25 protein-coding genes, 1 riboswitch and 1 other annotated feature are annotated in these 25683 nt (G+C 48.1%); of the genes, 13 read left to right on the top strand and 12 right to left on the bottom strand.

Annotated elements, in window-relative coordinates; translation table 11 throughout:
• Positions 1 to 43 precede the first annotated feature (43 nt).
• Complete coding sequence (locus IKW96_RS01675) at positions 44 to 814, top strand: type III pantothenate kinase (RefSeq protein ID WP_296569607.1); 771 nt, start codon at positions 44 to 46, stop codon at positions 812 to 814.
• Positions 815 to 1026: 212 nt separating this feature from the next.
• Here the strand turns inward: IKW96_RS01675 and IKW96_RS01670 are convergent, their stop codons facing one another.
• Complete coding sequence (locus tag IKW96_RS01670) at positions 1027 to 1752, bottom strand: hypothetical protein (RefSeq protein WP_296569605.1); 726 nt, start codon at positions 1750 to 1752, stop codon at positions 1027 to 1029.
• A gap of 369 nt (positions 1753 to 2121) precedes the next feature.
• Here IKW96_RS01670 and IKW96_RS01665 point away from each other — a divergent pair, with 369 nt between their 5' ends.
• Positions 2122 to 3126: a dockerin type I repeat-containing protein gene (locus IKW96_RS01665; RefSeq protein ID WP_296569603.1), complete on the top strand. Its 1005-nt coding sequence runs from the start codon at positions 2122 to 2124 to the stop codon at positions 3124 to 3126.
• Between the two features lie 61 nt (positions 3127 to 3187).
• Here the strand turns inward: IKW96_RS01665 and IKW96_RS01660 are convergent, their stop codons facing one another.
• Positions 3188 to 4564, bottom strand: a complete 1377-nt coding sequence (locus IKW96_RS01660) for a TrpB-like pyridoxal phosphate-dependent enzyme (RefSeq protein ID WP_296569877.1) — start codon at positions 4562 to 4564, stop codon at positions 3188 to 3190.
• An 87-nt stretch (positions 4565 to 4651) separates the two neighbouring features.
• Positions 4652 to 4898: a binding site (T-box leader), on the bottom strand.
• Between the two features lie 223 nt (positions 4899 to 5121).
• Entirely contained in the window at positions 5122 to 5838 is a 717-nt protein-coding gene (locus tag IKW96_RS01655; protein ID WP_294753423.1) for a helix-turn-helix domain-containing protein, read from the bottom strand.
• 277 nt (positions 5839 to 6115) lie between these two features.
• Here IKW96_RS01655 and IKW96_RS01650 point away from each other — a divergent pair, with 277 nt between their 5' ends.
• The 5 genes from IKW96_RS01650 (at position 6116) to IKW96_RS01630 (ending at position 10958) form a co-directional block, all read left to right on the top strand.
• Entirely contained in the window at positions 6116 to 6751 is a 636-nt protein-coding gene (locus tag IKW96_RS01650) for a histidine phosphatase family protein (RefSeq protein ID WP_294753421.1), read from the top strand.
• Positions 6752 to 6819: 68 nt separating this feature from the next.
• Positions 6820 to 7689: a hypothetical protein gene (locus IKW96_RS01645; RefSeq protein WP_296569602.1), complete on the top strand. Its 870-nt coding sequence runs from the start codon at positions 6820 to 6822 to the stop codon at positions 7687 to 7689.
• Positions 7586 to 8440: an RluA family pseudouridine synthase gene (locus IKW96_RS01640; protein ID WP_296569600.1), complete on the top strand. Its 855-nt coding sequence runs from the start codon at positions 7586 to 7588 to the stop codon at positions 8438 to 8440. The genes IKW96_RS01645 and IKW96_RS01640 overlap by 104 nt, the downstream gene beginning before the upstream one ends.
• A 2-nt stretch (positions 8441 to 8442) precedes the next feature.
• On the top strand, positions 8443 to 8913 hold the full coding sequence (locus tag IKW96_RS01635) for an S-ribosylhomocysteine lyase (RefSeq protein ID WP_296569598.1): 471 nt from the start codon (positions 8443 to 8445) through the stop codon (positions 8911 to 8913).
• A 236-nt stretch (positions 8914 to 9149) separates the two neighbouring features.
• The gene (locus IKW96_RS01630) at positions 9150 to 10958 is read left to right on the top strand and encodes a peptidoglycan DD-metalloendopeptidase family protein (protein WP_296569595.1); all 1809 of its coding nucleotides are present in this window, start codon (positions 9150 to 9152) and stop codon (positions 10956 to 10958) included.
• Positions 10959 to 10996: 38 nt separating this feature from the next.
• Here the strand turns inward: IKW96_RS01630 and IKW96_RS01625 are convergent, their stop codons facing one another.
• The 4 genes from IKW96_RS01625 to IKW96_RS01610 form a co-directional block, all read right to left on the bottom strand.
• Positions 10997 to 12334 (bottom strand): dockerin type I repeat-containing protein, encoded by a 1338-nt coding sequence (locus tag IKW96_RS01625; RefSeq protein WP_296569593.1) that lies wholly within the window; start codon positions 12332 to 12334, stop codon positions 10997 to 10999.
• 177 nt (positions 12335 to 12511) lie between these two features.
• On the bottom strand, positions 12512 to 13558 hold the full coding sequence (locus IKW96_RS14795; protein WP_367112939.1) for a hypothetical protein: 1047 nt from the start codon (positions 13556 to 13558) through the stop codon (positions 12512 to 12514).
• 178 nt (positions 13559 to 13736) lie between these two features.
• The gene (locus IKW96_RS01615; RefSeq protein ID WP_296569591.1) at positions 13737 to 15014 is read right to left on the bottom strand and encodes a folylpolyglutamate synthase/dihydrofolate synthase family protein; all 1278 of its coding nucleotides are present in this window, start codon (positions 15012 to 15014) and stop codon (positions 13737 to 13739) included.
• Positions 15011 to 15571, bottom strand: a complete 561-nt coding sequence (locus IKW96_RS01610; RefSeq protein WP_296569589.1) for a folate family ECF transporter S component — start codon at positions 15569 to 15571, stop codon at positions 15011 to 15013. Before IKW96_RS01610 ends, IKW96_RS01615 begins: the two co-directional genes overlap by 4 nt.
• Positions 15572 to 15640: 69 nt before the next feature.
• Positions 15641 to 15755, bottom strand: a riboswitch (THF riboswitch).
• Positions 15756 to 16008: 253 nt separating this feature from the next.
• On the opposite strand from IKW96_RS01610, the gene hrcA reads away from it, so the two are divergent.
• The 6 genes from hrcA (at position 16009) to IKW96_RS01580 (ending at position 21605) form a co-directional block, all read left to right on the top strand.
• Positions 16009 to 17052 (top strand): heat-inducible transcriptional repressor HrcA, encoded by a 1044-nt coding sequence (gene hrcA / locus IKW96_RS01605; protein ID WP_296569587.1) that lies wholly within the window; start codon positions 16009 to 16011, stop codon positions 17050 to 17052.
• Between the two features lie 16 nt (positions 17053 to 17068).
• Positions 17069 to 17635 (top strand): nucleotide exchange factor GrpE, encoded by a 567-nt coding sequence (gene grpE, locus IKW96_RS01600; protein WP_296569585.1) that lies wholly within the window; start codon positions 17069 to 17071, stop codon positions 17633 to 17635.
• 129 nt (positions 17636 to 17764) lie between these two features.
• Positions 17765 to 19627 (top strand): molecular chaperone DnaK, encoded by a 1863-nt coding sequence (dnaK, locus tag IKW96_RS01595; RefSeq protein WP_296569583.1) that lies wholly within the window; start codon positions 17765 to 17767, stop codon positions 19625 to 19627.
• Positions 19627 to 19779: a hypothetical protein gene (locus IKW96_RS01590; RefSeq protein ID WP_296569580.1), complete on the top strand. Its 153-nt coding sequence runs from the start codon at positions 19627 to 19629 to the stop codon at positions 19777 to 19779. The genes dnaK and IKW96_RS01590 overlap by 1 nt, the downstream gene beginning before the upstream one ends.
• A 207-nt stretch (positions 19780 to 19986) precedes the next feature.
• On the top strand, positions 19987 to 21135 hold the full coding sequence (gene dnaJ, locus IKW96_RS01585; protein WP_296569577.1) for a molecular chaperone DnaJ: 1149 nt from the start codon (positions 19987 to 19989) through the stop codon (positions 21133 to 21135).
• 71 nt (positions 21136 to 21206) lie between these two features.
• On the top strand, positions 21207 to 21605 hold the full coding sequence (locus IKW96_RS01580) for a DUF6483 family protein (protein WP_296569574.1): 399 nt from the start codon (positions 21207 to 21209) through the stop codon (positions 21603 to 21605).
• A gap of 34 nt (positions 21606 to 21639) precedes the next feature.
• Here IKW96_RS01580 and IKW96_RS01575 read toward each other — a convergent pair whose 3' ends face one another.
• From IKW96_RS01575 to ylxM, 5 genes are all read right to left on the bottom strand, one after another.
• Positions 21640 to 22710 (bottom strand): zinc-ribbon domain-containing protein, encoded by a 1071-nt coding sequence (locus tag IKW96_RS01575; protein ID WP_296569572.1) that lies wholly within the window; start codon positions 22708 to 22710, stop codon positions 21640 to 21642.
• A 353-nt stretch (positions 22711 to 23063) separates the two neighbouring features.
• The gene (locus IKW96_RS01570) at positions 23064 to 23297 is read right to left on the bottom strand and encodes a KH domain-containing protein (RefSeq protein WP_295095816.1); all 234 of its coding nucleotides are present in this window, start codon (positions 23295 to 23297) and stop codon (positions 23064 to 23066) included.
• A gap of 70 nt (positions 23298 to 23367) precedes the next feature.
• Complete coding sequence (rpsP, locus tag IKW96_RS01565) at positions 23368 to 23610, bottom strand: 30S ribosomal protein S16 (RefSeq protein WP_019679906.1); 243 nt, start codon at positions 23608 to 23610, stop codon at positions 23368 to 23370.
• Between the two features lie 298 nt (positions 23611 to 23908).
• Positions 23909 to 25291 carry a signal recognition particle protein gene (ffh, locus tag IKW96_RS01560; protein ID WP_296569569.1) on the bottom strand — a complete coding sequence of 461 codons (1383 nt, stop codon included), beginning with the start codon at positions 25289 to 25291 and terminating at the stop codon, positions 23909 to 23911.
• Positions 25292 to 25325: 34 nt separating this feature from the next.
• Entirely contained in the window at positions 25326 to 25661 is a 336-nt protein-coding gene (gene ylxM, locus IKW96_RS01555; RefSeq protein WP_296569567.1) for a YlxM family DNA-binding protein, read from the bottom strand.
• Positions 25662 to 25683: the final 22 nt, after the last annotated feature.

Below are 25683 nucleotides of genomic sequence, written 5' to 3'. Positions count from 1 at the left end.
AGCTCCCGACAGCAAAATAAACCATGTAAAAAGGAGAATTTTTATGCTTTTAGCAGTAGATATCGGTAATACAAACATTGTTTTCGGCTGCGTTGACAGCAAGGATCAGGTTGTCCTCTTTGAGCGCATAAGCACCAATCACAACGCAACTGCCGCGGAATATGCCGTTCTTATCAAGACTATCCTCGAAATGAACAGCTTCAACATTTACGACATAGACGACGCTATCATGTCGTCGGTAGTTCCATCGGTAACAAACACTGTAAAAGAGGCTATCCGCAAGCTCTTTGACGTTGACGTTATGATTGCAGGTCCCGGCGTGAAAACAGGTCTCAATATCCTTATCGACAACCCCGGACAGCTGGGAAGCGATCAGGCTGTGGACGCTGTTGCCGCTATAAATCAGTACCCCGTTCCACTTATCATCATTGATATGGGCACGGCTACTACACTTTCCGTCGTTGACAGCAAGAAAAACTACCGCGGCGGCGTTATCCTCACGGGTATGAAGGTATCCGCTGACGCTCTTACCGCAAGAACGGCACAGCTCCCCAAAATTAATTTTGAAGTTCCGCCCCATGTTATCGGCACGAACACTGTTGACTGCCTCAAGAGCGGAATCCTCTACTCCAACGCAAGCGCACTCGACGGTATCATCGAGCGCATGGAGGAGGAGCTCGGCGAGAAGTGTACAGTCGTTGCTACAGGCGGCCTTTCCGAGCTCGTCGTGCCTCTGTGCAAAACAAAGATAATCCTCGACAGCAATCTGCTTATCAAGGGTCTTGCCATTATCTACAGGAAGAACAAAAAGTGAGTTAATAGTTATCAGCAGGCGGCTTTGCCGCCTGTTTTTTATGTGTGAAAAAATGTCTTTCTATAAGGGGGCAAAAAAAGGGGTTATTAAACGGAAACCCGTTTAATAAGAAAAAAATAATTTTCAACTTTGTATGTCTGCACAAAATAAAAGCTCTTGTACTGTGATAATTTCACAATACAGGAGCTTTTTTATTATTCATTGGCTAACGGCTATTTCTTGCTGACCGTCAGGGAACTTGCCTTCCATTTTTCGTCCTGCTTAACGGCTTTAAGCGTGAATATCTCGGAAACGCCGAGAGTGTTCACGGATACCTTCGCTGTGAAGGAATCTGCCGCAGCTTCGGTTATCTCGGGAGTTCCCGTATACTCAAAGCCGCTGCCCCTGCCCTCATGGGTGAAGTAAAGATTGCCGTTGTACGTTCTGAAAGAGGCGTTCTCGCCGTCGTATATGTTCTTGTACTTTTCGAGGAGCTCACCGCAAAGGAAGTCGTTCACGAACTGCCTTACCTGGTCGAGGTTTGTGAAGCGGCTGTCGTTCACAAGATAATACACGGAAGTGACCTGACTTTCGTTTATTTTAAGGGTAAATTCCCTGGAAACGTCCTCGTTGACGTCAACTCCTGCGCCTGCCTGCATCATATCCGCAGTATTAAGAGCTTCAAACAGCCTTACTGCGTCGGGAAGACGGTCGTCAGCGGAGTCCGTTACAGCTTCGGCAGTAGTCTCCTCGGGAGCTGCTTCTGCCGTAGTTTCGGCTTCTGTGGTAGCTTCCGCAGAAGTGACAACTGTTGTTTCCTTAGTCTCGGCAGCAGTTGTGGGAGCGGTGGTAGCAGCCGCAGAGCTGCCGACAGGTGGTTTTTCTTTATCGCCGCAGGAAGCTGCCGAAAAACACAGCAATGCGGCTGCCATAAGGCAGATGATCTTTCTTTTGTTCATATTTATCCTTTCTTTTTGCCTTTTAAATACGTCTGCACATAATATGATACACATTTTTGACGGATAATTCAAGATATAATATTCACAAACTTTATGGGTGCATTGCCGCTTTTTAGTGTAATTAGTGCAGATTCCGAAAGCCCGCTGCAGGGAAACATGGAAGTATCGGTGGTTTTATGGATATATGCATTTCATATATATATACCAATTATAATACGTGTGAGAATTGATTTTACAGGGATTATGTGATATTATTAAGGTGACAAAGAGTACGTTACAAAAATTCATAAAAGGGTGCGACGCTGCAGCTGTTTTTTACGTCTGATCGATAGGAAATATAATAACGCCCGTTTTTAAGGAGTTGATATTATGAAAAAAGCTAAAAAGATAACAGCCGCTTTAATATCGGCTGTTATGACGATAGGAATGACATCGGGACTGAACGCATTTGCTAATATACCTGCTGCTTATGACAGTGAAATATTAGCGGAAAAACTTGAAGGATACACACAGATAGAGGATCCGTCATCTATCGAAGCTGCAGAGGATATGTTAAGTTTAAAAAACGGCGTTCAATATTATGTTAATGAGATCGGAAAAATAAAAATCGTTGTTCTGCCGAAAAATTCTTTCACTATTGAATTGCCAATCGACGTTTCTGATGAGGAATTTGAGCAGACCATTGAGAGCATTTGTCCGAATGCTGATTTTCATAAAGACAATCTATATGTCGCCACGAAGTTATGGCAGGTAACTGCAAAACCATATGAAGACTTAACACTTGAACAGGCAAAAAAGGTTTATGAAAAATTCAAGGATAAAACACTGAATTTTAAATATTACTATGGCAGATATGCACTTTCCTCTCCTGATTATTACTGTAAACTTGAAGACAGCCCGGCAAACAGCTTGAATGATTTCACATTATACAAAGGAATTGAAAATAAAGACGCATTGCAGGCATTTATTGATGAAAGCAATGTTAAATGCCATTTAGAACTGCATGAAGCACTTGATTTCATAGATTTAGTACCTGACACAGAACTGTCATATTCCGAAGAGATATCTCTTGCAGGAAGTATTTATAAAGCGACAGGTCTGAGAAATTATCATGCTTTTTCTAAAAATCTCAATAATCCTCCAGCATTTCCAAGAAATGAAACAATCATAGATATGCATAACTCCGTTGACGGTGACGCAAACTGCGACGAACAGCTTGATATGTCGGACGCAGTGCTTATCATGCAGGCGCTGGCAAATCCGAACAAGTACAGCATATCCGCACAGGGCAGCTTTAACGCAGACTTGGGCGGCGACGGTATCACTGTAGGTGACGCTCACGCGATACAGAATATTCTCCTCGGACTTGAATAATAACAATTCACAAACAGCAAAAAGCTCCGCGATTGCGGAGCTTTTTCGTTATATTAAAGTCTTAGCCCTCGATCTTGGGAAGATTTGCAAGTGACTTTGCAATTTCCTCGTCTGTTGGGATATAGTCGCTCATCTTGCCGTCGTTGTATGCGCCGTAAGCGTACATATCAAAGTAGCCTGTACCTGTGAGACCAAAGAGGATAGTCTTCTCCTCGCCTGTCTCCTTGCACTTGAGGGCTTCGTCGATAGCTGCGCGGATAGCATGGCTGCTCTCCGGAGCAGGGAGTATACCCTCAACTCTTGCGAACATCTCAGCAGCCTCGAATACAGATGTCTGCTCAACAGAAGTAGCTTCCATGAGACCCTGATCGTAGAGCTCAGAGAGTATGGAGCTCATGCCGTGGTAACGGAGACCGCCTGCGTGGTTAGGTGAAGGCATGAAGCCGCTGCCGAGTGTGTACATCTTCTGGAGAGGGCAAACCTTACCTGTGTCGCAGAAGTCGTAAGCGTATGTACCTCTTGTAAGGCTCGGGCATGATGCAGGCTCAACAGCGATGAAGCGGTAATCAGCTTCGCCGCGGAGCTTCTGGCCCATGAATGGTGAGATAAGTCCGCCGAGGTTTGAACCGCCGCCTGCACAGCCGATGATGATATCAGGCTTGATGTTGTACTTGTCCATAGCAGCCTTTGCTTCGAGACCGATGATGGACTGGTGGAGAAGAACCTGAGCAAGAACGCTTCCGAGAACGTAACGGTAGCCTTCCTTGGAAGTAGCAGCTTCAACTGCCTCTGAAATAGCGCAGCCGAGGCTTCCGTTAGTGCCGGGGAATTCCTCGAGTATCTTTCTGCCGACCTCAGTTGTTGTGGAAGGAGAAGGGGTTACGTTTGCGCCGTATGTACGCATAACCTCGCGGCGGAAGGGCTTCTGCTCGTAGCTTACCTTTACCATGTATACGTTGCAGTCGAGGCCGAAGTAAGCACAAGCCATTGAAAGAGCTGTACCCCACTGGCCTGCGCCTGTTTCTGTTGTAACGCCCTTGAGGCCCTGCTTCTTTGCATAGTAAGCCTGAGCGATAGCGGAATTGAGCTTGTGGCTTCCGCTGGTATTGTTACCCTCGAACTTGTAGTAGATCTTTGCAGGTGTGCCGAGCTTCTTCTCGAGGAAGTAAGCTCTTACGAGGGGTGACGGACGGAACATCTTGTAGAAGTCCTGTATCTCGGCAGGAATGTCGATATAAGGTGTTGTCTCGTCCATTTCCTGCTTTACGAGCTCGTCACAGAAAACGTGGCTGAGCTCCTCTGCTGTACAGGGCTTGCCAGTACCGGGATTGAGAAGAGGTGCGGGCTTTTTTTTCATATCAGCACGTACATTGTACCACTGCTTTGGAAGCTCGTTCTCCTCGAGATAAATTTTGTAAGGCATTCTTTCATCTGACATTGACATAATAAATCTCCCTTTCATTAATTATTAACGGGTTCATGGTATGCCGGAAACAAAAATAAAAAGCTCCTGTCCCGGCAAAAATGCGGGGACAGAAGCTGTATATCCTTCTGCGGTGCCACCCTGCTTGACGCATTGCGTCCACTCATTACGTACTTGTATACGCCGACTTTGTTAACGCAGGTCTCTGCGTCTTACCTACACAATGCAAACGCATCTTCAGTTCGCCCTCCGAAGTCCATTCACTCTGCCATACTTACCTGCTCACAGCGACCGCAGGCTCTCTGAAAAGGACAGACATGAGCTACTCACACTTCTTCATCGGTTTACTACAATGAATTATATCACAGATAGTGCACGATGTCAATAGAGGCGGCTTTTTTTCCACGAAAGCAACTAATAAACCGATTTGATATCAATGAAAATTGTAGTGAAATTTCAAAAAACTTGTATCCGTTGTTGCTGATATACGGTCAATTGCATGATTATTTACCGAAAAGCACAGCATAAAATCAGAAAAGGTCTTTTCAACAGTGTGGAAAAGTGGTATAATATTATTTGATGTCGCTTCTGTACTTTGCACGTGTACGAGAGATACTTTCCTCGCTGCGCTTGATGAGGTTGAGGAGAGAGGACGAGTACTGAGCATAATCCTTCTGGAGAGTTGCAGTTGTAACATAGAGGGTATCGAAATTGTTTACGCAGTCGTTTCCGTCAAGGGCGATTCCGCTGGAAGCCGCCTTGATATTGGCTTCGCTCATTGAAACGATAGCGTTGGCGCTGTCGTTGGCGATGACCTTGGGGATACGGAAAAGCTTCTGGTCGTTGTGAGGGTTAGCGTTGTAAACGATACGGAAAAGCTTGTATACCGACAGCATAAGGTATGAGGATACCTCCTTGATGAGGGTTATGCTGTTTGCTTTCTGAGCAAGGCTGAAAAGCAGACTGATAGAGTTGTTGATGATCCTTCTGTTGAAGTTGATGATCTCGGGGGACGGCATTTTCATGCTGTTGTTTCCGTCGTCGTCAGGTATATCTTCAATAGTTATGGTTTTTCCCTCGGGTTCGGGAGTTCTGCCCAGCAGATAGTCGCAGGAAACATTGTAATAGTCCGCGATCTTTACAAGGAAGTTAAGGCCACACTCTCGAATGCCTTTTTCGTAGTGTGAGAGAAGAGCCTGCGAAATGCCCAGATCCGTAGCAGCCTGCTTCTGACTGATATGCCTCTCCTTACGCTGTAAAGTAATAATTCGTGCGAAATCCGAGTTCATTGAAATTCCTCCAAATCGTGATATTTTCAAAAAATTCTATATATATATTATAATACAAAATGTATAATTTGTAAATATGCAGAAATGTGAAAGAATTTGTAAGAAATAGTAGTATTTTTCGTGAAATTTACTAAGAGTTAAAAAAACGAGCAGTATTTTTGTGCAAAATTATCCTACCTGTATGAATGATCATAATACACATACACAGGTTATATGCATATAAATCGGGACATAACCTTTCTTCCGAAAGGTTTTCCATGTGAAAAAGGAGAGTGCCATGAAAGGTTACAGGATAAGCGTGCTCCGTCACGGAATGACGGAAGCCAACGAAAAGGGCATATACATAGGCAGCACCGACCTGCCGCTGTCGGACAAGGGCGCTGCCGACCTTGCAGCAAAAATGGACGAGTTCGACTATCCCACGGTACACCGCGTCTACTCGTCGCCCCTGAGAAGATGCACCGAGACTGCGGAGATACTTTTTCCGTATACCGAGCTGCAGACCGTGGACGACCTCAGGGAGCTCAACTTCGGCGATTTCGAGAACAAGAGCATTGACGAGCTTGCAAAACGCGCCGACTACAATCAGTGGCTCCGCGGCACTAAGGAGAGCAGACCGCCCAACGGCGAGAGCCTCGAGGAGCTGACAGCGCGTACTTACAAGGCGCTCCACGCGGTGATAATGGATATGATGGAGTCGGGGCTCACCCACTGTGCGATGATAACCCACGGAGGTATCATATCCAATATGCTAAGCTGCTTCGGTATACCGAAGTTCCCCCCCTCACAGATAACCGCAGAGGCAGGAGGCGGCTTCGATATTATTGTTACCGCTCAGATGTGGCTCAATTCACAGGCGTTTGAAATTCTCGGCTACTGCCCCTACGACAGGATACCCGAGGACGAATATTGAGATATTCTGAATAATCTCAGGAAAAACTGTCCATAATATCTGCAAAAACATTCTTCGGAGGCGCAGATATGAAAATCAGGGAGCTTATCCGCTATTCAAACAGACTGCTCAGGGGCAGACGTGCAGGGACTATGATGATATGCATTCTCCCCCTCGGTGCGGAGCTCTTCTTCCGCTTCGCAGAGGCGGCTGTGTACAGCCTGCTGCTGTATTTCGGCAGCCTGCCGCCTATAAGGCTGTTCGGCGGCGACGAGCCGCTGCAGCTTGCTGTAACGACGGTCAGCACCGTTCTCAGGTGCGTCACAGTTGCTCCGCTGACCTATGCGGCGGCATACAGGCTTTACGGCATGACAGGCGAGCGTCCGTGCAGAAAGGCTTGCAGCCTTTCGCGGATACTGCTCAGAAAATGCACCCTGAAACGCAGTATTTCCGCTGCTTTATGGACTAAAGCCGTAAGTCTCCTGGCGCTTGCGCCTGCAATATTCTTCGGAGTTTCCGCATACGGCATGATACATGAGAAAATGTACGCAGATGAAGCCTTTATCGCCGCAAATATGGTATTTCTTGCAGCTGTTTCGGTTTTTATGTGGCTTTCCCTGAAGCTTAGCTTCTCGGCGGTACCCTATCTGCTGGTACGATTCCCGAAGCTCACCGCTTACCGTGCAATGGTCTTTTCCGTAAGGTTCATGAGGGGCAGAAAAAGCGTATTTCTGCGGCTTCTGACAGTTTATCTGCCGCAGATGCTGACCATAGCAGGGCTCCCTTACGGTCTGACCAAGCTTATGACAGCTTTTTCGCTGAGTATAGATATTTTCATCAAGGAGGACGAGTACCTTGAAGCTGATAGAGCTGAAAGTGGACGCCGAAAAGCCCGTAACACTGGAAAAATTCCTCACAGGTCAAAAAGGCGTGTCAAGGCGGCTGCTGACAAGGCTTAAACGGCAGAACGGCGGTATCACCCGCAACGGCCAGCTTGTACGCAGCATCGACGAGGTCCGTCAGGGCGACGTTATAGTCCTGCGGCTGGAGGACGACAGCTTTCTCGAACCAAACGGCAGCCTGAATGTTCCTGTTGTCTTCGAGAACGAAAGCCTTGTGGTTTTCGATAAGCCCAGCGGAATGCCTGTACATCCGTCTATCCGCCATCAGGGCGACACTCTCGGCAATTACTTCGCGTACCTTTATCCGGAACTGACCTTCCGCTCGGTGAACAGGCTCGACCGCGATACCTCGGGGCTCTGCGTCATCGCAAAGGACGCTCTTGCGGCAAAGCTCCTACAAGGCAGCTGCAAAAAAGTCTACTACGCCGCTGTACACGGCATTATCCCCGAAAGCGGCACTATAGACGCACCCATAGCCCGTGAGAGGGTGTCCATAATTCTCAGGTGCGTCCGCGAGGACGGACAGCGCGCCGTGACTCACTACAAGCGGCTGAAATGCAGCGGAAAATACTCCCTTGCGGAGATAGACCTAGAAACGGGCAGGACTCATCAGATAAGAGTCCATTTCGCACATATCGGAGCTCCCCTTGCAGGAGACGACCTGTACGGCGGACTCCGCGATGATATTGGCAGGCAGGCTCTGCACTGCGGCAGTATGTCATTCAGCGACCCACTCACCGGGGAGCAGATAACAGTGACCTCGGAGCTTCCCGGGGATATACTTTCACTTTTTGAACAGGAGAAATAACTATGGAAAAAATAGCAAGCTTTCAGGTAGACCACACAAAATTCAGCGTTGGAATGTACATATCGCGTATCGACGACGATATCGTTACATATGACGTCCGCATGGTAAAGCCCAACGGCGGCGTATACCTTGCAACTCCGTCAATGCATACCATCGAGCATTTATTCGCAACTTATGCGAGAAATTCGGAGTTCGGCAGGAATATCGTCTATGTCGGACCAATGGGCTGCCGCACGGGATTTTATCTCCTCACAAGGGGACTTTCCCACGAAAATGCCATTAAACTTGTGCGTGACGCATATACTTTCATAAGGGACTACGAGGGCGAGATACCGGGCTGCACAGAGGTAGAGTGCGGAAACTACCGCGAGCATGACCTTGCCTCCGCAAAAAGGGACGTAGTGCCCCTGCTTGAAAAGCTGGAGGGATATACGGTGGAAATGCTTGACTATTCGTGGCATTTCGGCAGATAACAGGGATTTTTTCAAGCAAATCTTGATATTTTCAACATTTTGTGTTATAATGAATGTTATGCAATAACCGCCGTAAGGCGGTTATTGCCTTGAACTTTGTTCAATGAGCGCAAATTCTTTTAAAATGCGGCTCATTTTGCCCTTTCGTGCAAGACAAAGTGCAAGAAAAAGAAGTTTTTAGCAGACATTGATACGGTCTGTTTGATGTTAAAGCTCTGAGGAAAGGAGATGCGGATATGGGCAGTAAGCGTCATGAGTACAATTACGTCTATAACGGACAGCGTACTCTGCCACAGGGAAATAAGCCCGAGCCTGCACCTGTAAGGCAAGCTCGCGAAAAAGTGGATATGACCGGATTTTTTCCGAAGTTCGGTGCCTTTGCCGTAAATATCGCAAAAGCTCTCCTTATCGGACTTGTCAAGGCCGCAAAATTCATTCTTTCCGACCTTCTCAGCCTTGCAGTTTCTGCCCTCAAGGGGCTGAAATGGCTTTTCATGGAGCTGACAGCTCCGTTCAGGGAACGCTTCAACCTCAACAAGGGACTGACGAAAAAGGTACACAAAGCTAAAAAAGAAGGCGAAGAAGCATACAAAAAGGCTCTTGTGGAGTTCTGGTGCTCCTACCTTTTCGGCGAGGACGGAGTTTTCTACACAGCCTTCAATTATATACTCCCCGTGGTGTCTATCGCCTTTCTTGTGGGAATAATCCGCTACGGCTCGGGACTTGAATACGGCCTGAGCGTCGAGTACAACGGCAGGGAGATAGGTATGATAACTGCCGAGGCGGACTTTGAAGAGGCTGAGCGTGAGGCTCAGCAGCGAATATCCTACGTGGACAGCGACCAGACTATCGACCTCTCCGCGAAGTATTCGCTCAGGATAATCAACGAAAACGACAAGGTTTATTCGGCTTCACAGCTTGCCAATGAAATGCTTGCAGCTTCCGACCATGCGCTTACGGAAGCTTACGGTATCTATATCGACGGCAAATTCATCGGAGCTGTAAGAAACAAGGAAGCCGTTCAGGACGCACTCAACGAGAGGATACTCAACTTCCGCGTGGACGGCGTTATAAAGGACGTTGGCTACAAGGGCGAAGTGGAGTACACAAAGGGTATGTACCTTTCCGACAGCGTCATGACGGACAAGGAAGCTATAGAGCTCCTTACCTCCTCAAAGGAGAAGAAGTCCGTATATATCGCAAAACGCGGTGATACAGCCGTTACTATCGCAGAGCAGTACAACATGGACCTTGCGAAGCTCGAGGAGCTCAACCCCGAGATTACCTCAAACTGCCGAAAGGGAATGCTTGTAAACGTTATCGAGACCGAAAGCTACCTGCCAATACAGTATGTACGCGAGATATCACCCATCACTTTCCTCGATTATGAGACTATCGAGGTGGAGACGAGCTCCCTCAACGCGGGAACACGCGACGTTATCGCAAGAGGTCAGCGCGGCGAAAAGCTGAGCAACATCGAGGTAACATACGTGGACGGCAAGGAGTACTCCCGTAAGACCATAAGCACCAAGATAACAAAACAGCCCGTTGTGGAAAAGATAGGTATAGGAATATACGCCGCAAGACCGGACAGCCCCAGCACTGTGCTCACCGGCTCGGGAGAGTTCGGCTGGCCTGTGGACGGCGGTTATGTCAGCGACCCCTTCCTCAGCGACAGAAACCATAAGGGTATGGACATTGCGGCTAATACGGGAACCGAGATTTACGCGGCGGCTGACGGTGTAGTAGTGTCGGCTGGCTGGAACTCGGGCGGATACGGCTATTTCGTCCAGCTCGGACACACCGACGAATATCAGACGGTATACGGTCATATGAGCACTGTCCTCGTTGTGGACGGACAGGAGGTCTCAAGAGGACAGCTTATCGGAAAGGTCGGAAGTACAGGCGATTCAACAGGTCCGCACTGCCATTTCGAGGTACGCCATAACGGAATATGCCTCGACCCTGCAATGTATATCAATACTGCCGACAGCTTCAACGAGGAAGCCAACAGACAGTATGAGGAAAGAAAAAACAACAGATAAAAAGCTCCGCAATTGCGGAGCTTTCTTTATATTACAAATTATTCAAGCACAGCATAAAACTTTTCGCCGTCCTTTGGATCAGCAGCATTGAACCCGTCAGAACCCTCTGCAATATATATCAGGGCATTGTCTTCATACCTGAAGCGATTTGTGCCGAACTGTCCTGTCAGCACAACAGTATCCCCCGATATCGTCCATGTTCCCCAATCACGAGCAGCACTGAAATATTTCTGCCCACAGTAATATTCACCGTTCTCGCCGAATGATATTGAGTCTATTGGATATACATCAGAATCAAGAGAGCTTTCATGTATAAAATATCCGTTTGCTATCAAATACCTGTTGATTCCCTGAATATTTGCTCTATCGAAGCCGAGAAGCTTCCTCTGTATCGTCAGGGCGTCGCCTGTTGTTATACCGTCGCCGCCCAGGTCTGCGTTGAACCTGCCCTGTGCGGAAATACTGTACTTGTTGGGATTTGCAAGGGATTGCATGATGAGCACTGCGTCCGCCATATCAAGCTGACCGTCGCAGTTGGAATCGCCCTCAACGGAGTTGTGCATATCAATCTCCGAGCCGCCGCCCGAAGCCGACGCAGCCATCATCCAGAATCCGGGCTTTAAGCCTGTTTCCTTGTATATCTGCCCTGCGAGCTGTATTTCCTCAATGTAGCTGATCTCGCTGTCGGGAACTACATCGACCGCATTGACAGTTTCATGAAGCTCGATATGACAGCTGTTATCGTTCTGGTCGATAAAGGCTTGCAGCTTTTCCTGATTATCAAGACCTTCGTACATCGTATAGCTGTATTTGCCCTTTATATCGCCGCCGTAGAGGTCCTTGAAGTATTTGTGGTTCGACAGCTGATACTGAGGCTGATTCCACTGGTATCTGTCGCAGAAGTACTTGAAGCCGACCACGCTGTCTCCGACTTCCCTGCATACATTTTCAGCCATTTCCATAGTGATATCCGAGCCGATTTTTCCGATGACCTCAAATATTTTAGTGTCAGGCGCATCAGTAGAAGCATTGCCCTTGTGAAACTCGGCGGCTTCGGGACAGAACCTGTAGACCGTCTCCTCCAGCCTGTCATCGGGATAATCAACAGGGACCTCGATAACAAACGAATTCGGCATTGCCTTGATGACCATCATATTTCCCGATTCATTTATAAAATATGAAGAGCCGCGGTCGATATTGTATTCCTGCATTTCAAAAGCGGCAGGGTCTTCGATCTGTGTGTAGCCTTCAAGAAGCTTTGCGGCTTCATCGCTGCCGCCAACAGATACGACCGCAAACGTGCTGAGACCCGATGTCATTCCGAATGTCACTGCTGCCGATATCAGAGCGGCTGTAATTCTTTTGGCTTTTTTCATAATATCAACTCCTTTTTGTTTTTTTGCGGCTGTTTTTTGCTTTTCACTAATTAGACGTAAATAAAAGCTTGAACGTCGCAGGGCTCAGCTATATGCCATTCGTATATACGTATATAATTCCTGTATAACATTAAAAGCTCCGCAGTTGCGGAGCTTTTTGCTTTAAATGTTCTGTTTTCAGCCGAGACTCAGGAGCATATTCTGTATAGCCTGTGCGTCGCCGACTGTAATGCCGTCGTCGTTGAAGTCTGCATTGAACCTGCCCTGTGCGGTCATGCTGTACTTGTTCGGATTTGCAAGCGCCTGCATGATAAGAACAGCGTCAGAAAGGTCGAATGCATCATCACAGTTGGAGTCGCCTGCAAGAGCGTTGAACATATCTATCTCCGTACCCGAAAAGAGGTCCAAGCCGCCCATGATCGCACCTGTAGGAGCACTTAAACCTGTTCCGTCCTGTATCATGCCTGATAAAGCCAAAAGGTCGGAAGCGTCGTAGTCATAATTCGGAGTTACCTGAATGCTGTCCGTAAGTCCGAATAAAAGTGAAGTCAGATCAGTATCATCGAATGCAGAGTAGTCAACAGTGCAGTCGAGACCGGTCTCATCTATGAACTCCTCAAGAGTACTGAAAATATCATCGGTCCCGTCCGAAGGATATCCTGTAAAGTTCAGCAGATAGTCCAGTGTCGAGCCGATATATGTGTCGGCAAGGTAATTGAATCCCTCGATATAGCCCTTATCGTTGAGAGCTTCAAATATTTTCTTTGCCTGACCAACGGAAATATCGGAGCTCATCATATCCTCCAGGGATATATCGTCGGCGAAGAGATAGTAAAAGCTGCCGTCAAGCACATCTGTATCTCCAAGAGCTGTATTCATGTTGAGATCTATTACTGCGTCGGGGCATATCGACTTTATAATACGCTCGCAGTCGTCGAGATCAGCGCCTTTTTTGATATCAAAGCTTATTTTGTTTGCCTCTCTCTGCTCAAAAAGCACCTTTCCGAGGTCATTGATAAAAACACGGCTCGCCTCTTTTAAGCTGAGCTTATCCTTCCACTGTTCAAGCAGGGTATCAGGATCATTGGCTTCTATCATTCTGTAAATCGTTTTCAGCCTTTTGGCAAGCTCGTCCTCTTCCGCATGAGAGACCATAGGTACAGCCATTGAAACAGAAGTGCAGAGCGCCGTTAAAGCAGCTGTGAATCTGGTTATTTTCTTCATAAAATCAACTCCTTATTAAGAAACGGGTATCATATTAATCTTATAATAGCACAAAATCCATTTGAAATCAATAGTTATGCATAATTTTAGCTATTTACCCTCAGCTTGCAGGGAACGGCGTACCGCCCGCAAAATGGCGGTACGACCAAAAAGGCGCCCCAAAGGGCGCCCATGCAGATCAATGTCTGATATTTTCCAAAGCTGCGGTAAACTGTCTGTACATATAAAGCGTGCCGAGCGCAATGAGAGGAAGTCCTCTTTCCGCTGCATAGCCGTATGCAGCTCTTACGCCCTCGGAGTAGTCCTCGCAGGCTATCGCCTTAACGCCCTTGCTCCTGAAAGTTTCGGCAAGCGCTGAACTGTTGAGAGAACGGGGATTATCGGGCTTTACGGTAAACACCGTATCTGCCAGCTCTCCCAGCATATCTGCATAGAGCCCGTACTCCTTGTCAGCCATAACGCCTATCAGCATAACGACTTTTTTGTGGAAATATCGGCGTATACTGTCAGCCGCGCAGCGTATCCCGTCGGGATTGTGAGCTCCGTCGTAAATGACAAGGGGCTCATTGCACAGTACCTCAAAGCGTCCGTGCCACTTCACAGCGGCAAGCCCCTCGCGGACTGCCTTTGCAGGGATATCCATGCCCTCGCGCCTGAGTATCTCAATGCAGCTGAGCACGTTAACCGCATTTTCGCACTGATATGTGCCAAGAAGCGGTATGTGGAGCTTTTCACCCTTATATGTGATATCCGCACCGTTTATGGTACAGCTTTCGTCAGTCCATGAAAACTGCGAATAATCGGGAAGGAACAGCTCCGCTCCCTTTTCTTTCGCAGTATCGGCGGCAATTTCGTAGGCTTCCTCGCTGTCGCCGCCGAAATAAACAGGTCTGCCCTGCTTTATAATGCCGCATTTATGCGAAGCTATCTCCACGATAGTATCTCCGAGGAAAGCGGCATGGTCTTTCTGAACGTTGGTAATTACCGATAACACGGGAGCTTTCACCACATTTGTGGAATCGAGGTCGCCGCCCATTCCGCACTCAACGACTGCGATATCGCAGTTTTTCCTTACAAAAAGCTCGTATGCGGCAGCCGTAAGGACTTCAAACTCAGTGGGCTTTTCGTCCATGCTCTCGCAGATGGGAGCGATATCGCCGATAAGCTCCGCGAAATCATCCCCTGATATCTCCTCGCCGTCAATGCGGAAGCTGTCCGTGACCCTCGTGATAGCAGGTGAGGAAAATCCTCCGACCCTGTACCCTGCACTTTTCAACACAGAGGTCAGCATAGCCCCGAAAGAGCCTTTGCCGTTGGTACCTGCAATGTGGACGACCTTCACCTTGTCCTGAGGGTCTCCCATAAGGCTGAGAAGCCCGGTGATCCTTGCAAGTCCCAGTATGCTGCCTCTTCCGGCAGCTATTTTCATGTATTCAAGCGCTTCTGAATAATTCATTTCCTTTTTATCTTCTCAAGCTGAGCCGAAAAGGCTTTGTTGTTCATGAGCATATAGATGATGAATGTCTCGATAACAGCCATGATAACGTTGGTAACAGGTCTCCAGATGAGCTGCGGTCTCATTGCAGGGAAGAGGAAATACAGACCCGTTGTGTTTATCATCAGCGAGCCTACCAGCCTTGCCAAAGCTACTGCACAGGCAATTCTCGGGAGGAGCCTGCTCCTGAACACATGATTGTATGCAAGACCTGCAAAAAAGCCTGTAGCGGCAGCTCCGACTGTGATAAGAGGCATCGGAGTCATACCTGTCGCCAGACAGCCGATAAGATCTGCGCCTGCGCCGACTGCCGCGCCGATAAACGGTCCGAAGAAAATTCCTGCCATGAGTATGGGCAGAGTCTCCGCACTTATCCTGATAACGCTGAATATATCAACTCTCAGGGATTTTCCCACAACGCTGACAGCAATGAGCAGCGCTGCGAGCACCAGTACCTTTGTGCTGCCGAAAAGTCTGATATCCGACTTTAATGCAGCTCCCTTATTGTTTGTAGTCATAAAAAAATCCTCCTTTTCCTCACTCATACGACAAGAAAAGAAGGCATAGTCTCTTTTTTGGTTGTCCTATGAAGCGGGATGCAAAATACGAACCGTAAGCCGAAACTTTTCGTTTGACCGACAACTCCCCGTTCGGTCAACACTGGAATACCCGTAGGTATAACGAACGCATTTTTACTCTTCAAACATTGATGTGCAGTTCCTGACTGCAAGTATATTATACAGCGTAAGACCGTCTTTGTCAATAGTCTTATCCACGAAAAATCGCTGATTTATACTCTTTGTCAATTTGCTCTAAATGCACATAGGCAGGTGGTAAAATTAGGTCAAAAAGCCGAAAATGTATAAACCCCTTGACAAAACATCACAATAGTGATAAATTATAATTAGCACTCAGAGAGATAGAGTGCTAACGAGATTGAAAGGTTGTGAGTACAGTGGACGACAGAAAGCTGAAGATACTTGCTGCCGTGGTTGACGAATACGTCAGAACAGGCGAACCTGTCGGATCGAAATCGATCTCGCAGCTTGAAAATATAAATGTTTCTTCCGCTACTATCCGTAACGATATGGCAGTGCTGGAACAGCTCGGCTACCTCGAACAGCCTCACACCTCTGCGGGAAGAGTTCCTACCTTCAAGGGCTATCGCCTTTATATAGACGAACTCATGACGCCTCACGACCTTCCCGAGGAAGAAAAGCGTATGCTCGACGAAATGCTGGGCGACAAGGACACTCCCGAGGAGCTCCTTGTGCAGAACGCAGCCACAGCTCTTACGGAGATAACCCACTGCGCCGCGGTCGTTACCAATGCAGCACCGCGATTCTCGGTGATATCAAAGGTAGAGGTCATTCCTACAGGCAAGCGCCTCTACGTTATCCTGCTGATAACCTCAAGCGGAAGTATCAAAAACAAGGCTTGCAGGCTCGAATTTGACCTGAGCCATGAACAGCTCGATTTCTTTACACATTATATAGAAGAAAACCTCAGCGGCGTGTCGGTAGACGACCTCTCCGAGGAAATGTTCGACAAAATGGTGGCGGCGGTAAGCGCTTATATGGTGTCGCTTTCACCTCTTGTCAAAGGCATATGCGAGCTCTCCGAGGACCTGCGTCAGCAGGAACTGACAGTCAGCGGAAGCGAAAAGCTCCTCTCCTGTGAAGAGCTGGATAAAATGGAAGTAGTCAAGTTCATCGAACACAAGGACGGACTTTCCGAAATGCTCGAAAACGCATTCAGCGGCATACAGGTAAAGTTCAGCTCGGAGAACGACAGCTTCGCAATAGGCAATTCAAGCCTTATAGTCTCCAAGTACCGAAAAGGCGGCAAGGAGGCGGGTTCGCTGGGAATAATAGGTCCTATGCGAGTGGATTACAAGAAGATAATCCCTTACGTCGAGTACCTGACGCAGAAGATATCTGCTCTCATGGACGGCGACGATGACATAATAAACGCTCCGTCAGATATACAGGAGCCATAGAAAGGAGCAATGACCGATGGCGGAAAAAGAGAATCTCCCGGAAGAGCTCGAAAACGAGCTTGACGAGGACATGGCAGAGGAAGCCGCTGAAAATACCGACGACCTCGACGAAGCGGACGCTGCAAGCGAGTACAACGACTCGGCGGCACAGTTCGCAGACCTGGAAGACGCCCTCGCAGAGGAAAAGGACAAATACCTGAGGTTGTTCGCGGAGTACGACAACTACCGCAAAAGGACTGCAAAGGAGAAAACGGAGACCTACCAGAACGCTTCCGTTCAGTGTGTGGAGAAGCTTCTCCCCGTTCTCGACAGCTTTGAAAGGTCCCTTGAAGCGGAATGCACCGACGAAAACTTTAAAAACGGCATGAATATGATCTACAATCAGTTCAAGAACTTCCTTACGCAGATGAATGTCAGCGAAATAGAAGCTCTCGGGGCTGAATTTGATCCGAACATACACAATGCCATACAGCAGCAGGACGGTACGGACTACGCAAGCAACTATGTGTGCGCGGTTTTCCAGAAGGGCTATATGCTCGGGGATAAGCTGGTAAGGCCTGCTATGGTGGCAGTGGCGGTATAGCCGTTAGCCATCAGCCCTTAGCCGTCAGGCTGAGCGGCTTCAAATCAATCAAAACAATCAAATATGTCCGCAAAGCGGACACCATCGGCTAATGGCTGATGGCTCATAATAGATCAGGAGGAATTAATTATGGGAAAAATCATTGGTATCGATCTTGGTACAACAAACTCTTGCGTAGCTGTTATGGAGGGCGGTAACGCTGTAGTTATCCCCAACAGCGAAGGTGCAAGAACAACTCCTTCAGTCGTTGCTTTCACAAACAACGGCGAGCGTCTCGTTGGTCAGGTTGCCAAGAGACAGGCTATCACAAACCACGACAGAACAGTTTCTTCTATCAAGAGACACATGGGTTCTGATTATAAAGTTGCTATCGACGGCAAGAACTATACTCCTCAGGAGATATCAGCTATGATACTCCAGAAGCTCAAGGCTGACGCAGAGGCTTACCTCGGCGAGCCTGTAACAGAGGCTGTTATCACAGTTCCTGCTTACTTCACAGACTCACAGAGACAGGCTACAAAGGACGCTGGTCAGATCGCAGGTCTTACCGTTAAGCGTATCATCAACGAGCCTACAGCAGCTGCTCTCTCATACGGTATCGACAAGGAAGAGGAGCAGACCGTTATGGTTTACGACCTCGGCGGCGGTACATTCGATGTATCTATCATCGAAATGGGCGAGGATGTTCAGCAGGTACTTGCTACAGCAGGTAACAACCGCCTCGGCGGCGACGACTTCGACCAGCGTATTATCAACTGGATCGTTGAGGAATTCAAGAAGACTGAGGGCATCGACCTTTCACAGGACAAGATGGCTGCTCAGAGACTCAAGGACGCAGCTGAGAAGTCAAAGATAGAGCTTTCTTCCACAACAACATCAAATATCAATATCCCGTTCATCACTGTTGACGCTTCGGGCACACCTAAGCACCTCGACCTTACTCTCACACAGGCTAAGTTCAACGAGCTCACAGCTGACCTCGTTGAGGCTACAATGGGACCTGTAAGACAGGCTCTCAGCGACAGCGGACTCAGCATCTCAGAGATCAACAAGGTCCTCATGGTCGGCGGTTCTTCAAGAATCCCTGCTGTACAGGAAGCTGTAAAGAAGCTCATCGGCAAGGAGCCTTTCAAGGGCATCAACCCTGATGAGTGCGTAGCTCTCGGTGCTGCATACCAGGGCGGCGTTCTCGGCGGCGACGTTAAGAACGGACTCCTCCTTCTTGATGTAACTCCGCTTTCACTCGGTATCGAGACAGCAGGCGGCGTTTGCACAAGAATGATCGAGAGAAATACAACTATCCCTACTAAGAAGTCACAGGTATTCTCAACATACGCAGACAATCAGCCTGCCGTTGATATCAACGTACTTCAGGGTGAGCGTGAATTCGCACGCGACAACAAGCAGCTCGGAACCTTCCGTCTCGACGGTATCGCTCCTGCACCAAGAGGAATCCCTCAGATCGAGGTAACATTCGATATCGACCAGAACGGTATCGTTCACGTTTCCGCTAAGGACCTCGGTACAGGCAAGGAGCAGAATATCACTATCACTTCTTCCACAAATATGTCCAAGGACGACATCGACAAGGCTGTCAAGGAAGCAGAGCAGTACGCTGCTGAGGACAAGAAGCGCCGTGAAGCAGTTGACAACAAGAACGAGGCTGAAAACCTTGTATTCCAGTGCGAAAAGGCTCTCACAGACTTCGGCGACAAGGTATCTGCTGATGAGAAGTCAAATATCGAGGCTAAGTGCACAGCCCTCAAGTCTGCTATCGCAGCCGACAACAACGACGAGATAAAGTCCCTCAAGGAAGACCTCCAGAAGGCATTCTACGACCTCTCTGCAAAGATCTACCAGCAGGCAGCTCCTAACGGCGGACAGGGCGGTATCGACCCTTCACAGTTCGCTAACATGGGCGGTGCAGCTGACGCAGGCGCTCAGGGCGGAAACGACGACGGAGTAGTTGACGCAGACTTCACGGAAGTATAATGAAAAAGCTCAGAACGATATTGCTCATAGCCGCTTTTGCAGCACTGATATGCATTGCGTTCAAGTGGTTCTACGGACTTGCCAATGACAATTATTCAGACTACGACGGCGGCAGGGGAAAATACGAACAATCGGTAGAAGACAGTTTATAATGCTTTAGGGCGGAACATATTTCCGCCCTAATGGTGTATATATGAATACTTTGGTGCACGGAGACTCTCCGCCACCCTAAAGGTGTATTTGCGTTTACTTTTGTAGGGACGGCTATCAGCCGCCCGCAACCTGCCCCAAACGGCATGGGCGGATAGTATCCGCCCCTACAAAATCTTTCCGTGTATAACGGAAGAATGGAGTTATCTATGGCTGAAAAAAGAGATTATTATGAGATCCTCGGTATACAGAAGGGTGCTTCCGAGGACGAGATAAAAAAAGCCTTCCGTAAAAAGGCAAGAGAAAACCACCCCGACCTTCACCCCGACGATCCCTCATATGTTGAGAAGTTCCAGGAGATAAACGAGGCTAATGAGGTGCTTTCCGACCCTGAAAAGCGCGCACGCTACGATCAGTTCGGTCACGCAGGCGTTGACCCGAGCTACGGCGGCGGCGCTGACGGCATGGGCGGCTTCGGAGGCTTTGCAGATATGGACGATATCCTCGGAAGTATCTTCGGCGGCTTCGGCTTCGGAGGCGGCGCAAAGCGCTCCAACGCAAACGCTCCGCGCAGAGGCGCAGACATACAGGAGACTGTTTCCATAAGCTTTATGGACGCCTGCAACGGCAAAAAACAGGATATCAAGATAAACCGTATGTGCGTCTGTGAATCCTGTAAGGGTACGGGCGCAGAACCCGGAACTCAGCCCGATATTTGCCCGGACTGTCAGGGCAGAGGCTCGATAAAGGCTACTCAGCGTACTCCTTTCGGAGCTATCTCTTCAACAAAGGCTTGTCCGCACTGCGGCGGAAAGGGCAAGATCATCAAGAGCCCCTGCAGCAAGTGCCGCGGCGTAGGACGTATCAGGGTCCAGAAAACAGTATCCGTTGATATCCCAGCAGGTATCGACGACGGACAGACACTCCGTATCGGCGGTCAGGGTGACTGCGGCGTAAACGGAGGTCCGAACGGCGATCTCCTCGTTGGTATCAATGTGAAGTCCCACCCTATTTTCAGGCGTGAGGGCTACGACATACACTGCGATATCCCTGTTACTTATATGGAAGCCGTTCTCGGCGCGGAAATTACTGTTCCGACTATCGACGGCGATGTAAAATATACTATCAGCGAGGGAACTCAGACTGGCACTATCTTCCGCCTCAAGGGCAAGGGAGTTACACGTATACACCGCACAGACCGCGGAAATCAGTACGTGAAGATATATGTGGAAGTCCCGAAGAATCTCTCGAAGAAGCAGAAAGACCTGCTCAAGCAGTTTGAGGAGTCGCTTACCGACAAGAACTACGCTAAACGTCAGAGCTTCTTTGAAAAGCTCCGCTCAAAGCTCGATTTCTGATAATTATGCCGACCTGCACTGTATGGTGCAGATCGGCATATGCATATTTATATGATACAGGGGGACTATTTATGTTTGAAAACGATTACATCATGCGACAGATCAAGGAACTGACAGCTGTTATCGCTAAAATACTGTTCGGCGCAAAAAGCGAGTCCATGTCGCTCATGCTCCAGCAGAGGGAACGCCAGAAAGTGGAATTTCTCGTTGAAAAGATGAAAAACGGCGAGATACAGGACGCTGTCGACGAAATAAACCGCCTTGCTGACAATAATACCAAAGAAAATCTACTTATCGGTCTTGAGTTTTATTCGCAGCTCGGCGATATGGGCGACGATTTCTTTGCGGAAAAGGGGTACAATTTAGTAAAGGCAAGGGAATCCTTTGAGATATTCGCTGAAAAGTTCGGCCTGCAGCAGATGACGAACCTGTATTTCAGCGATGATGATGACGATGACGATAATGAATAACAAAAAGGCTTACGATTTACGTAAGCCTTAACTTTTAATATTTAGGTTTTGCAGGCAATCCCCACTGGTTTTCGCCCACGCTTGGTCTGCACCAGAATATGATGTTCAATATTAATCCCACAAGAGATACAGGAAGTACCAGACAAGCAAGTCCGCCTGCGAGCTCTACCGGAACGTTTGGGATCAGTCTGAGTAATGTAGGGATATAGCAAACCAAGAGTAACAATACCCATAATCCCGATTTTCCTGCGTCGTGAAGTCTTCTTACCGAGCTCGACCATGATGGTATCGCAAGTGCAAGACTAATGATGTAGAATACTACCGTAATGCCGATCGAACCCGCCGACATATAATCAAATGCAGAAAATGACGAATATGGTGAATACGATGACGTTGATGCAAATTTTGGTAAGTTAGACATAATTGACGAATATACTACAGCAAATAATATGCAGCCGAGAACCAGGCTCACTATGAAATTGAACAGGAAACCGAACCAGAACTCGCTTCGTGTGGAACGTCCCTTGAAATTAAAGTAGTTCTTGAAATAAAGCTTGATAGCCTCGCCGAAGCCCACATATTTAGGACTTCCGTCGCTCTCATTGAAGGGACCCTGGAAGCCGTATATGGGTCCGTTGTACATATTCTGCTGTCCATAGCCGTACTGCTGCTGACCGTAGCCGTATTGCTGCTGTCCGTAGTTATTGGACTGACCATAGCCGCCGCCCTGCTGTCCGTAACCTGTTGGCTGTCCGTAGTTGTTGGGCTGACCGTAGCCGCTGCCCTGCTGTCCGTAACCTGTTGGCTGTCCGTAGCCGCTGCCCTGCTGTCCGTAACCTGTTGGCTGTCCGTAGTTGTTGGGCTGACCATAGCTGCCGCCCTGCTGTCCGTAGCCTGTTGGCTGTCCATAGCTGTTTGACTGTCCGTAATTAACGTTCTGACCGTTACCTGCGGACGATGTGCTGTCTGACGAAGTACCGGATGTTACTGTCGGCATTGCGGAAATATCGTCCATTGCCCCTGACGACTCTTCAAGAGAAGCCCCGCAGTTCTCGCAGTATCTGTCTCCGTCCTTGTTTTCATAGTTGCAGTATTTGCATTGCATGATGATTCCTCCCTTTATCATGATAATTAATGTCTGCTCAACAACTCATAATTGGCTTTATACAGCTTTTAAAAGCCAATTATGAGTTGCCAAAGTGCAAGAAAAACTTGTTTCTGGCACTTTGTTTTGCCCTTTAGGGCAAAATGAGCTTGACATAAAGAAATGTGATGTGCAAATTCCCTGTTTTATAATGAATCTGCGCTCCCCGAACGAAGTTCGGGGCAATAACCGCCTTATGGCGGTTATTGAGGACACATTAATTATATTTTATCAGAAGATAATCTGTTTGTCAATATATTTTGTCGGAATAGGACTATATATAACAAAAAGCTCCCTTTTTAGGGAGCTCGGTCTTATTCGATCGTAACAGAGACCTTCAGGTCCTTCTTAGCTGCACCTGCACGCATGATCGTACGGAGAGCCTTTGCTATCCTGCCCTGCTTGCCAATAACTCTTCCCATATCGTCGGGAGCAACGTTAAGGTGAAAAACGATAACGCCCTCTTCGTCGGGTGCGTCCTCAGTGATATTGATGGCAGTTTTATCTTCTACGAGACCTGCTGCGATGGCATAAAGTAAATCTTTCATTGTAAAAACCTCCGTTAAGCTGCGGACAGAGGCAGAGACTTAAGCCTCTCCTCCTCCATTTAGCTTATGATCAAAGAACTCCCTCTTTCTTGAGGATAGCCTTTACTGTGTCTGTAGGCTGAGCACCCTTTGCGATCCAGTCCTTAGCCTTATCTGCGTCTATCTTAACAACAGAGGGCTCCTTAGTAGGATCATAGTAACCGATCTCTTCAACGAAACGACCGTCTCTGGGGTATCTTGAATCAGCAACTACTACACGATAGAAAGGTGCCTTCTTAGCGCCCATTCTTCTGAGTCTGATCTTTACTGCCATTGTATTCACCTCCGAAAAAAGATTATATATTCAAGCGGCGGGAGACCGCATTGAAAGCTATATAAATGCATCTGCTGTCTCCGGTATGACCGCGGCGATCAGCAGTACCCATGACAGACCAAACATGATCTTCGGGATGATCGAGCCTTTTTTGCCATTTTCAGGCTCACCTTTTATTACGCTGATGACAATTGAAACCATCAGCAGCAAAATAGCGATACTGCTTAAAAACTTACTGCACCGGAACGGAATTTCATTCCGTGAAGCAACGCACATAACATATCACTTATAATGCCGCTCAGAACGGAAGATTTCCTCCGCCCTTGCCTGTATACTTGTCAAAGTTCATGCCTGCAAGGTTCTTTCTTGCCTTACGGAGCGACATCTTGCCGCCCTTGCCTGTGAATTTCTTCATCATGGACTGCATTTGCTCAAACTGCTTGAGCAGACGGTTAACGTCCTCAACCTTTGTTCCCGAGCCCTTGGCGATACGCTTTTTACGGGAGGGATTGATGATAGAGGGCTTTGCACGCTCAGCCTTTGTCATGGAGGTTATCATAGCCTCTATCCTGCCGAGCTGGCTCTCGTCGATATCTGCGTCCTTGATCTTGTCTCCGACGCCCGGAAGCATTCCGAGTATGGATTTCATTGAACCCATGCGCTTGATCTGCTTCATCTGGTCAAGAAGGTCGTCCATATCGAACTTGTTCTCCTTGAACTTCTTTGTGAGCTTCTCAGCGTCCTTCTGGGTCATTACGTTCTCGGCTTTTTCGATAAGTGTGAGCACATCGCCCATGCCGAGTATTCTCGAAGCCATTCTCTCAGGGTGGAACTGCTCGAAATCGTCGAGCTTTTCGCCCATACCCACGAACTTGATCGGCTTACCTGTTACTGAGAGTACGGACAGAGCCGCACCGCCTCTTGTATCTGAATCAAGCTTTGACATGAGCACGCCTGTGATACCCACGGCGTCGTCAAAGGCTTTTGCAACGTTTACTGCGTCCTGACCTGTCATAGCGTCAACTACGAGCATTATCTCGTCAGGCTGTGTTTCATTCTTGATGTTTACGAGCTCGTCCATAAGGGTCTCGTCGATATGCAGACGTCCTGCGGTATCTATGATAAGTATGTCGTGACCGTAGTCCTTTGCGTAAGCAAGAGCCTTCTTTGCGATCACAACAGGGTCTGTCTGACCCATTTCAAACACCTTTACGTCAGCCTTTGCTCCAACTACCTGCAGCTGATTGATAGCGGCAGGACGGTAGATATCGCAGGCTGCAAGCAGAGGACGGTGTCCCTCTTTCTTGAGGAGCTTTGCAAGCTTTGCGGCATGGGTGGTCTTACCTGAACCCTGAAGTCCGCACATCATGATTACCGTAGGCGGCTTTGAAGCCATATTTATACGGGCGTTGCTGTCTCCCATAAGGGAAACGAGCTCGTCGTTCACTATCTTTATTACCTGCTGTGCAGGGGTAAGGCTTGCAAGAACCTCTTCGCCGACTGCGCGCTCTGTGACGTTCTTTACGAAGTCCTTTACGACCTTGTAGCTTACGTCAGCCTCGAGAAGTGCAAGGCGCACCTCGCGCATAGCCTCTTTAACATCTGACTCTGTGAGCTTTCCTCTTGATTTGAGCTTTTTAAAGACGTTGTTAAGTTTTTCGGAAAGTCCCTCGAATGCCATTGTCAAGCCTCCTGTTTATGGAATAGCGGGGTGCTCACAGGAGCTCCCTCACTTTTTTGATATCGTTGGTTATTTCGTTTTTAATATCCTCGTCGGTTATATGCTCTGCTGCGGACTCGATACGCCCGAAGCACTCCCGCATTTTCCCGAGCCTTGCTGCGAAGCCGAGCTTTTCCTCATAATTGAGGAGTATCTCCTCTGTACGCTTTATGATACTGCGTACCGCCTGCCTTGTTATCTCAAGGGGCTGACCTATCTCCGCAAGAGAGAGGTCCTCGCAGTAGTACATCTCCATGATACTGCGCTGGTGGTCTGTAAGAAGGTCGCCGTAGCAGTCGAGGAGCATTACGAATTTAAGTTCTTTAGCCATTTTTCGCGTACCTCGCATAGGT

Source organism: Ruminococcus sp., from assembly GCF_017549005.1.
GTDB lineage: Bacteria > Bacillota > Clostridia > Oscillospirales > Ruminococcaceae > Ruminococcus.
Note: the sequence above shows the minus strand (reverse complement) of the source record. Positions and strands in the feature narration are given on the sequence as shown.

Bases quoted from the DNA above. Each gene is read 5' to 3' on its own strand.
- IKW96_RS01635 (WP_296569598.1), top strand. From the start codon at position 8,443: ATGGAAAAAATAGCAAGCTTTCAGGTAGACCACACAAAATTCAGCGTT.
- IKW96_RS01610 (WP_296569589.1), bottom strand. From the start codon at position 15,571: ATGACTACAAACAATAAGGGAGCTGCATTAAAGTCGGATATCAGACTT.
- dnaK (WP_296569583.1), top strand. From the start codon at position 17,765: ATGGGAAAAATCATTGGTATCGATCTTGGTACAACAAACTCTTGCGTA.
- IKW96_RS01590 (WP_296569580.1), top strand. From the start codon at position 19,627: ATGAAAAAGCTCAGAACGATATTGCTCATAGCCGCTTTTGCAGCACTG.
- IKW96_RS14795 (WP_367112939.1), bottom strand. From the start codon at position 13,558: ATGAAGAAAATAACCAGATTCACAGCTGCTTTAACGGCGCTCTGCACT.
- dnaJ (WP_296569577.1), top strand. From the start codon at position 19,987: ATGGCTGAAAAAAGAGATTATTATGAGATCCTCGGTATACAGAAGGGT.
- IKW96_RS01665 (WP_296569603.1), top strand. From the start codon at position 2,122: ATGAAAAAAGCTAAAAAGATAACAGCCGCTTTAATATCGGCTGTTATG.
- IKW96_RS01630 (WP_296569595.1), top strand. From the start codon at position 9,150: ATGGGCAGTAAGCGTCATGAGTACAATTACGTCTATAACGGACAGCGT.
- rpsP (WP_019679906.1), bottom strand. From the start codon at position 23,610: ATGGCAGTAAAGATCAGACTCAGAAGAATGGGCGCTAAGAAGGCACCT.
- IKW96_RS01645 (WP_296569602.1), top strand. From the start codon at position 6,820: ATGAAAATCAGGGAGCTTATCCGCTATTCAAACAGACTGCTCAGGGGC.
- ylxM (WP_296569567.1), bottom strand. From the start codon at position 25,661: ATGGCTAAAGAACTTAAATTCGTAATGCTCCTCGACTGCTACGGCGAC.
- IKW96_RS01650 (WP_294753421.1), top strand. From the start codon at position 6,116: ATGAAAGGTTACAGGATAAGCGTGCTCCGTCACGGAATGACGGAAGCC.
- IKW96_RS01675 (WP_296569607.1), top strand. From the start codon at position 44: ATGCTTTTAGCAGTAGATATCGGTAATACAAACATTGTTTTCGGCTGC.
- IKW96_RS01625 (WP_296569593.1), bottom strand. From the start codon at position 12,334: ATGAAAAAAGCCAAAAGAATTACAGCCGCTCTGATATCGGCAGCAGTG.
- ffh (WP_296569569.1), bottom strand. From the start codon at position 25,291: ATGGCATTCGAGGGACTTTCCGAAAAACTTAACAACGTCTTTAAAAAG.
- grpE (WP_296569585.1), top strand. From the start codon at position 17,069: ATGGCGGAAAAAGAGAATCTCCCGGAAGAGCTCGAAAACGAGCTTGAC.
- IKW96_RS01580 (WP_296569574.1), top strand. From the start codon at position 21,207: ATGTTTGAAAACGATTACATCATGCGACAGATCAAGGAACTGACAGCT.
- IKW96_RS01670 (WP_296569605.1), bottom strand. From the start codon at position 1,752: ATGAACAAAAGAAAGATCATCTGCCTTATGGCAGCCGCATTGCTGTGT.
- IKW96_RS01660 (WP_296569877.1), bottom strand. From the start codon at position 4,564: ATGTCAGATGAAAGAATGCCTTACAAAATTTATCTCGAGGAGAACGAG.
- IKW96_RS01655 (WP_294753423.1), bottom strand. From the start codon at position 5,838: ATGAACTCGGATTTCGCACGAATTATTACTTTACAGCGTAAGGAGAGG.
- IKW96_RS01575 (WP_296569572.1), bottom strand. From the start codon at position 22,710: ATGCAATGCAAATACTGCAACTATGAAAACAAGGACGGAGACAGATAC.
- IKW96_RS01615 (WP_296569591.1), bottom strand. From the start codon at position 15,014: ATGAATTATTCAGAAGCGCTTGAATACATGAAAATAGCTGCCGGAAGA.
- IKW96_RS01570 (WP_295095816.1), bottom strand. From the start codon at position 23,297: ATGAAAGATTTACTTTATGCCATCGCAGCAGGTCTCGTAGAAGATAAA.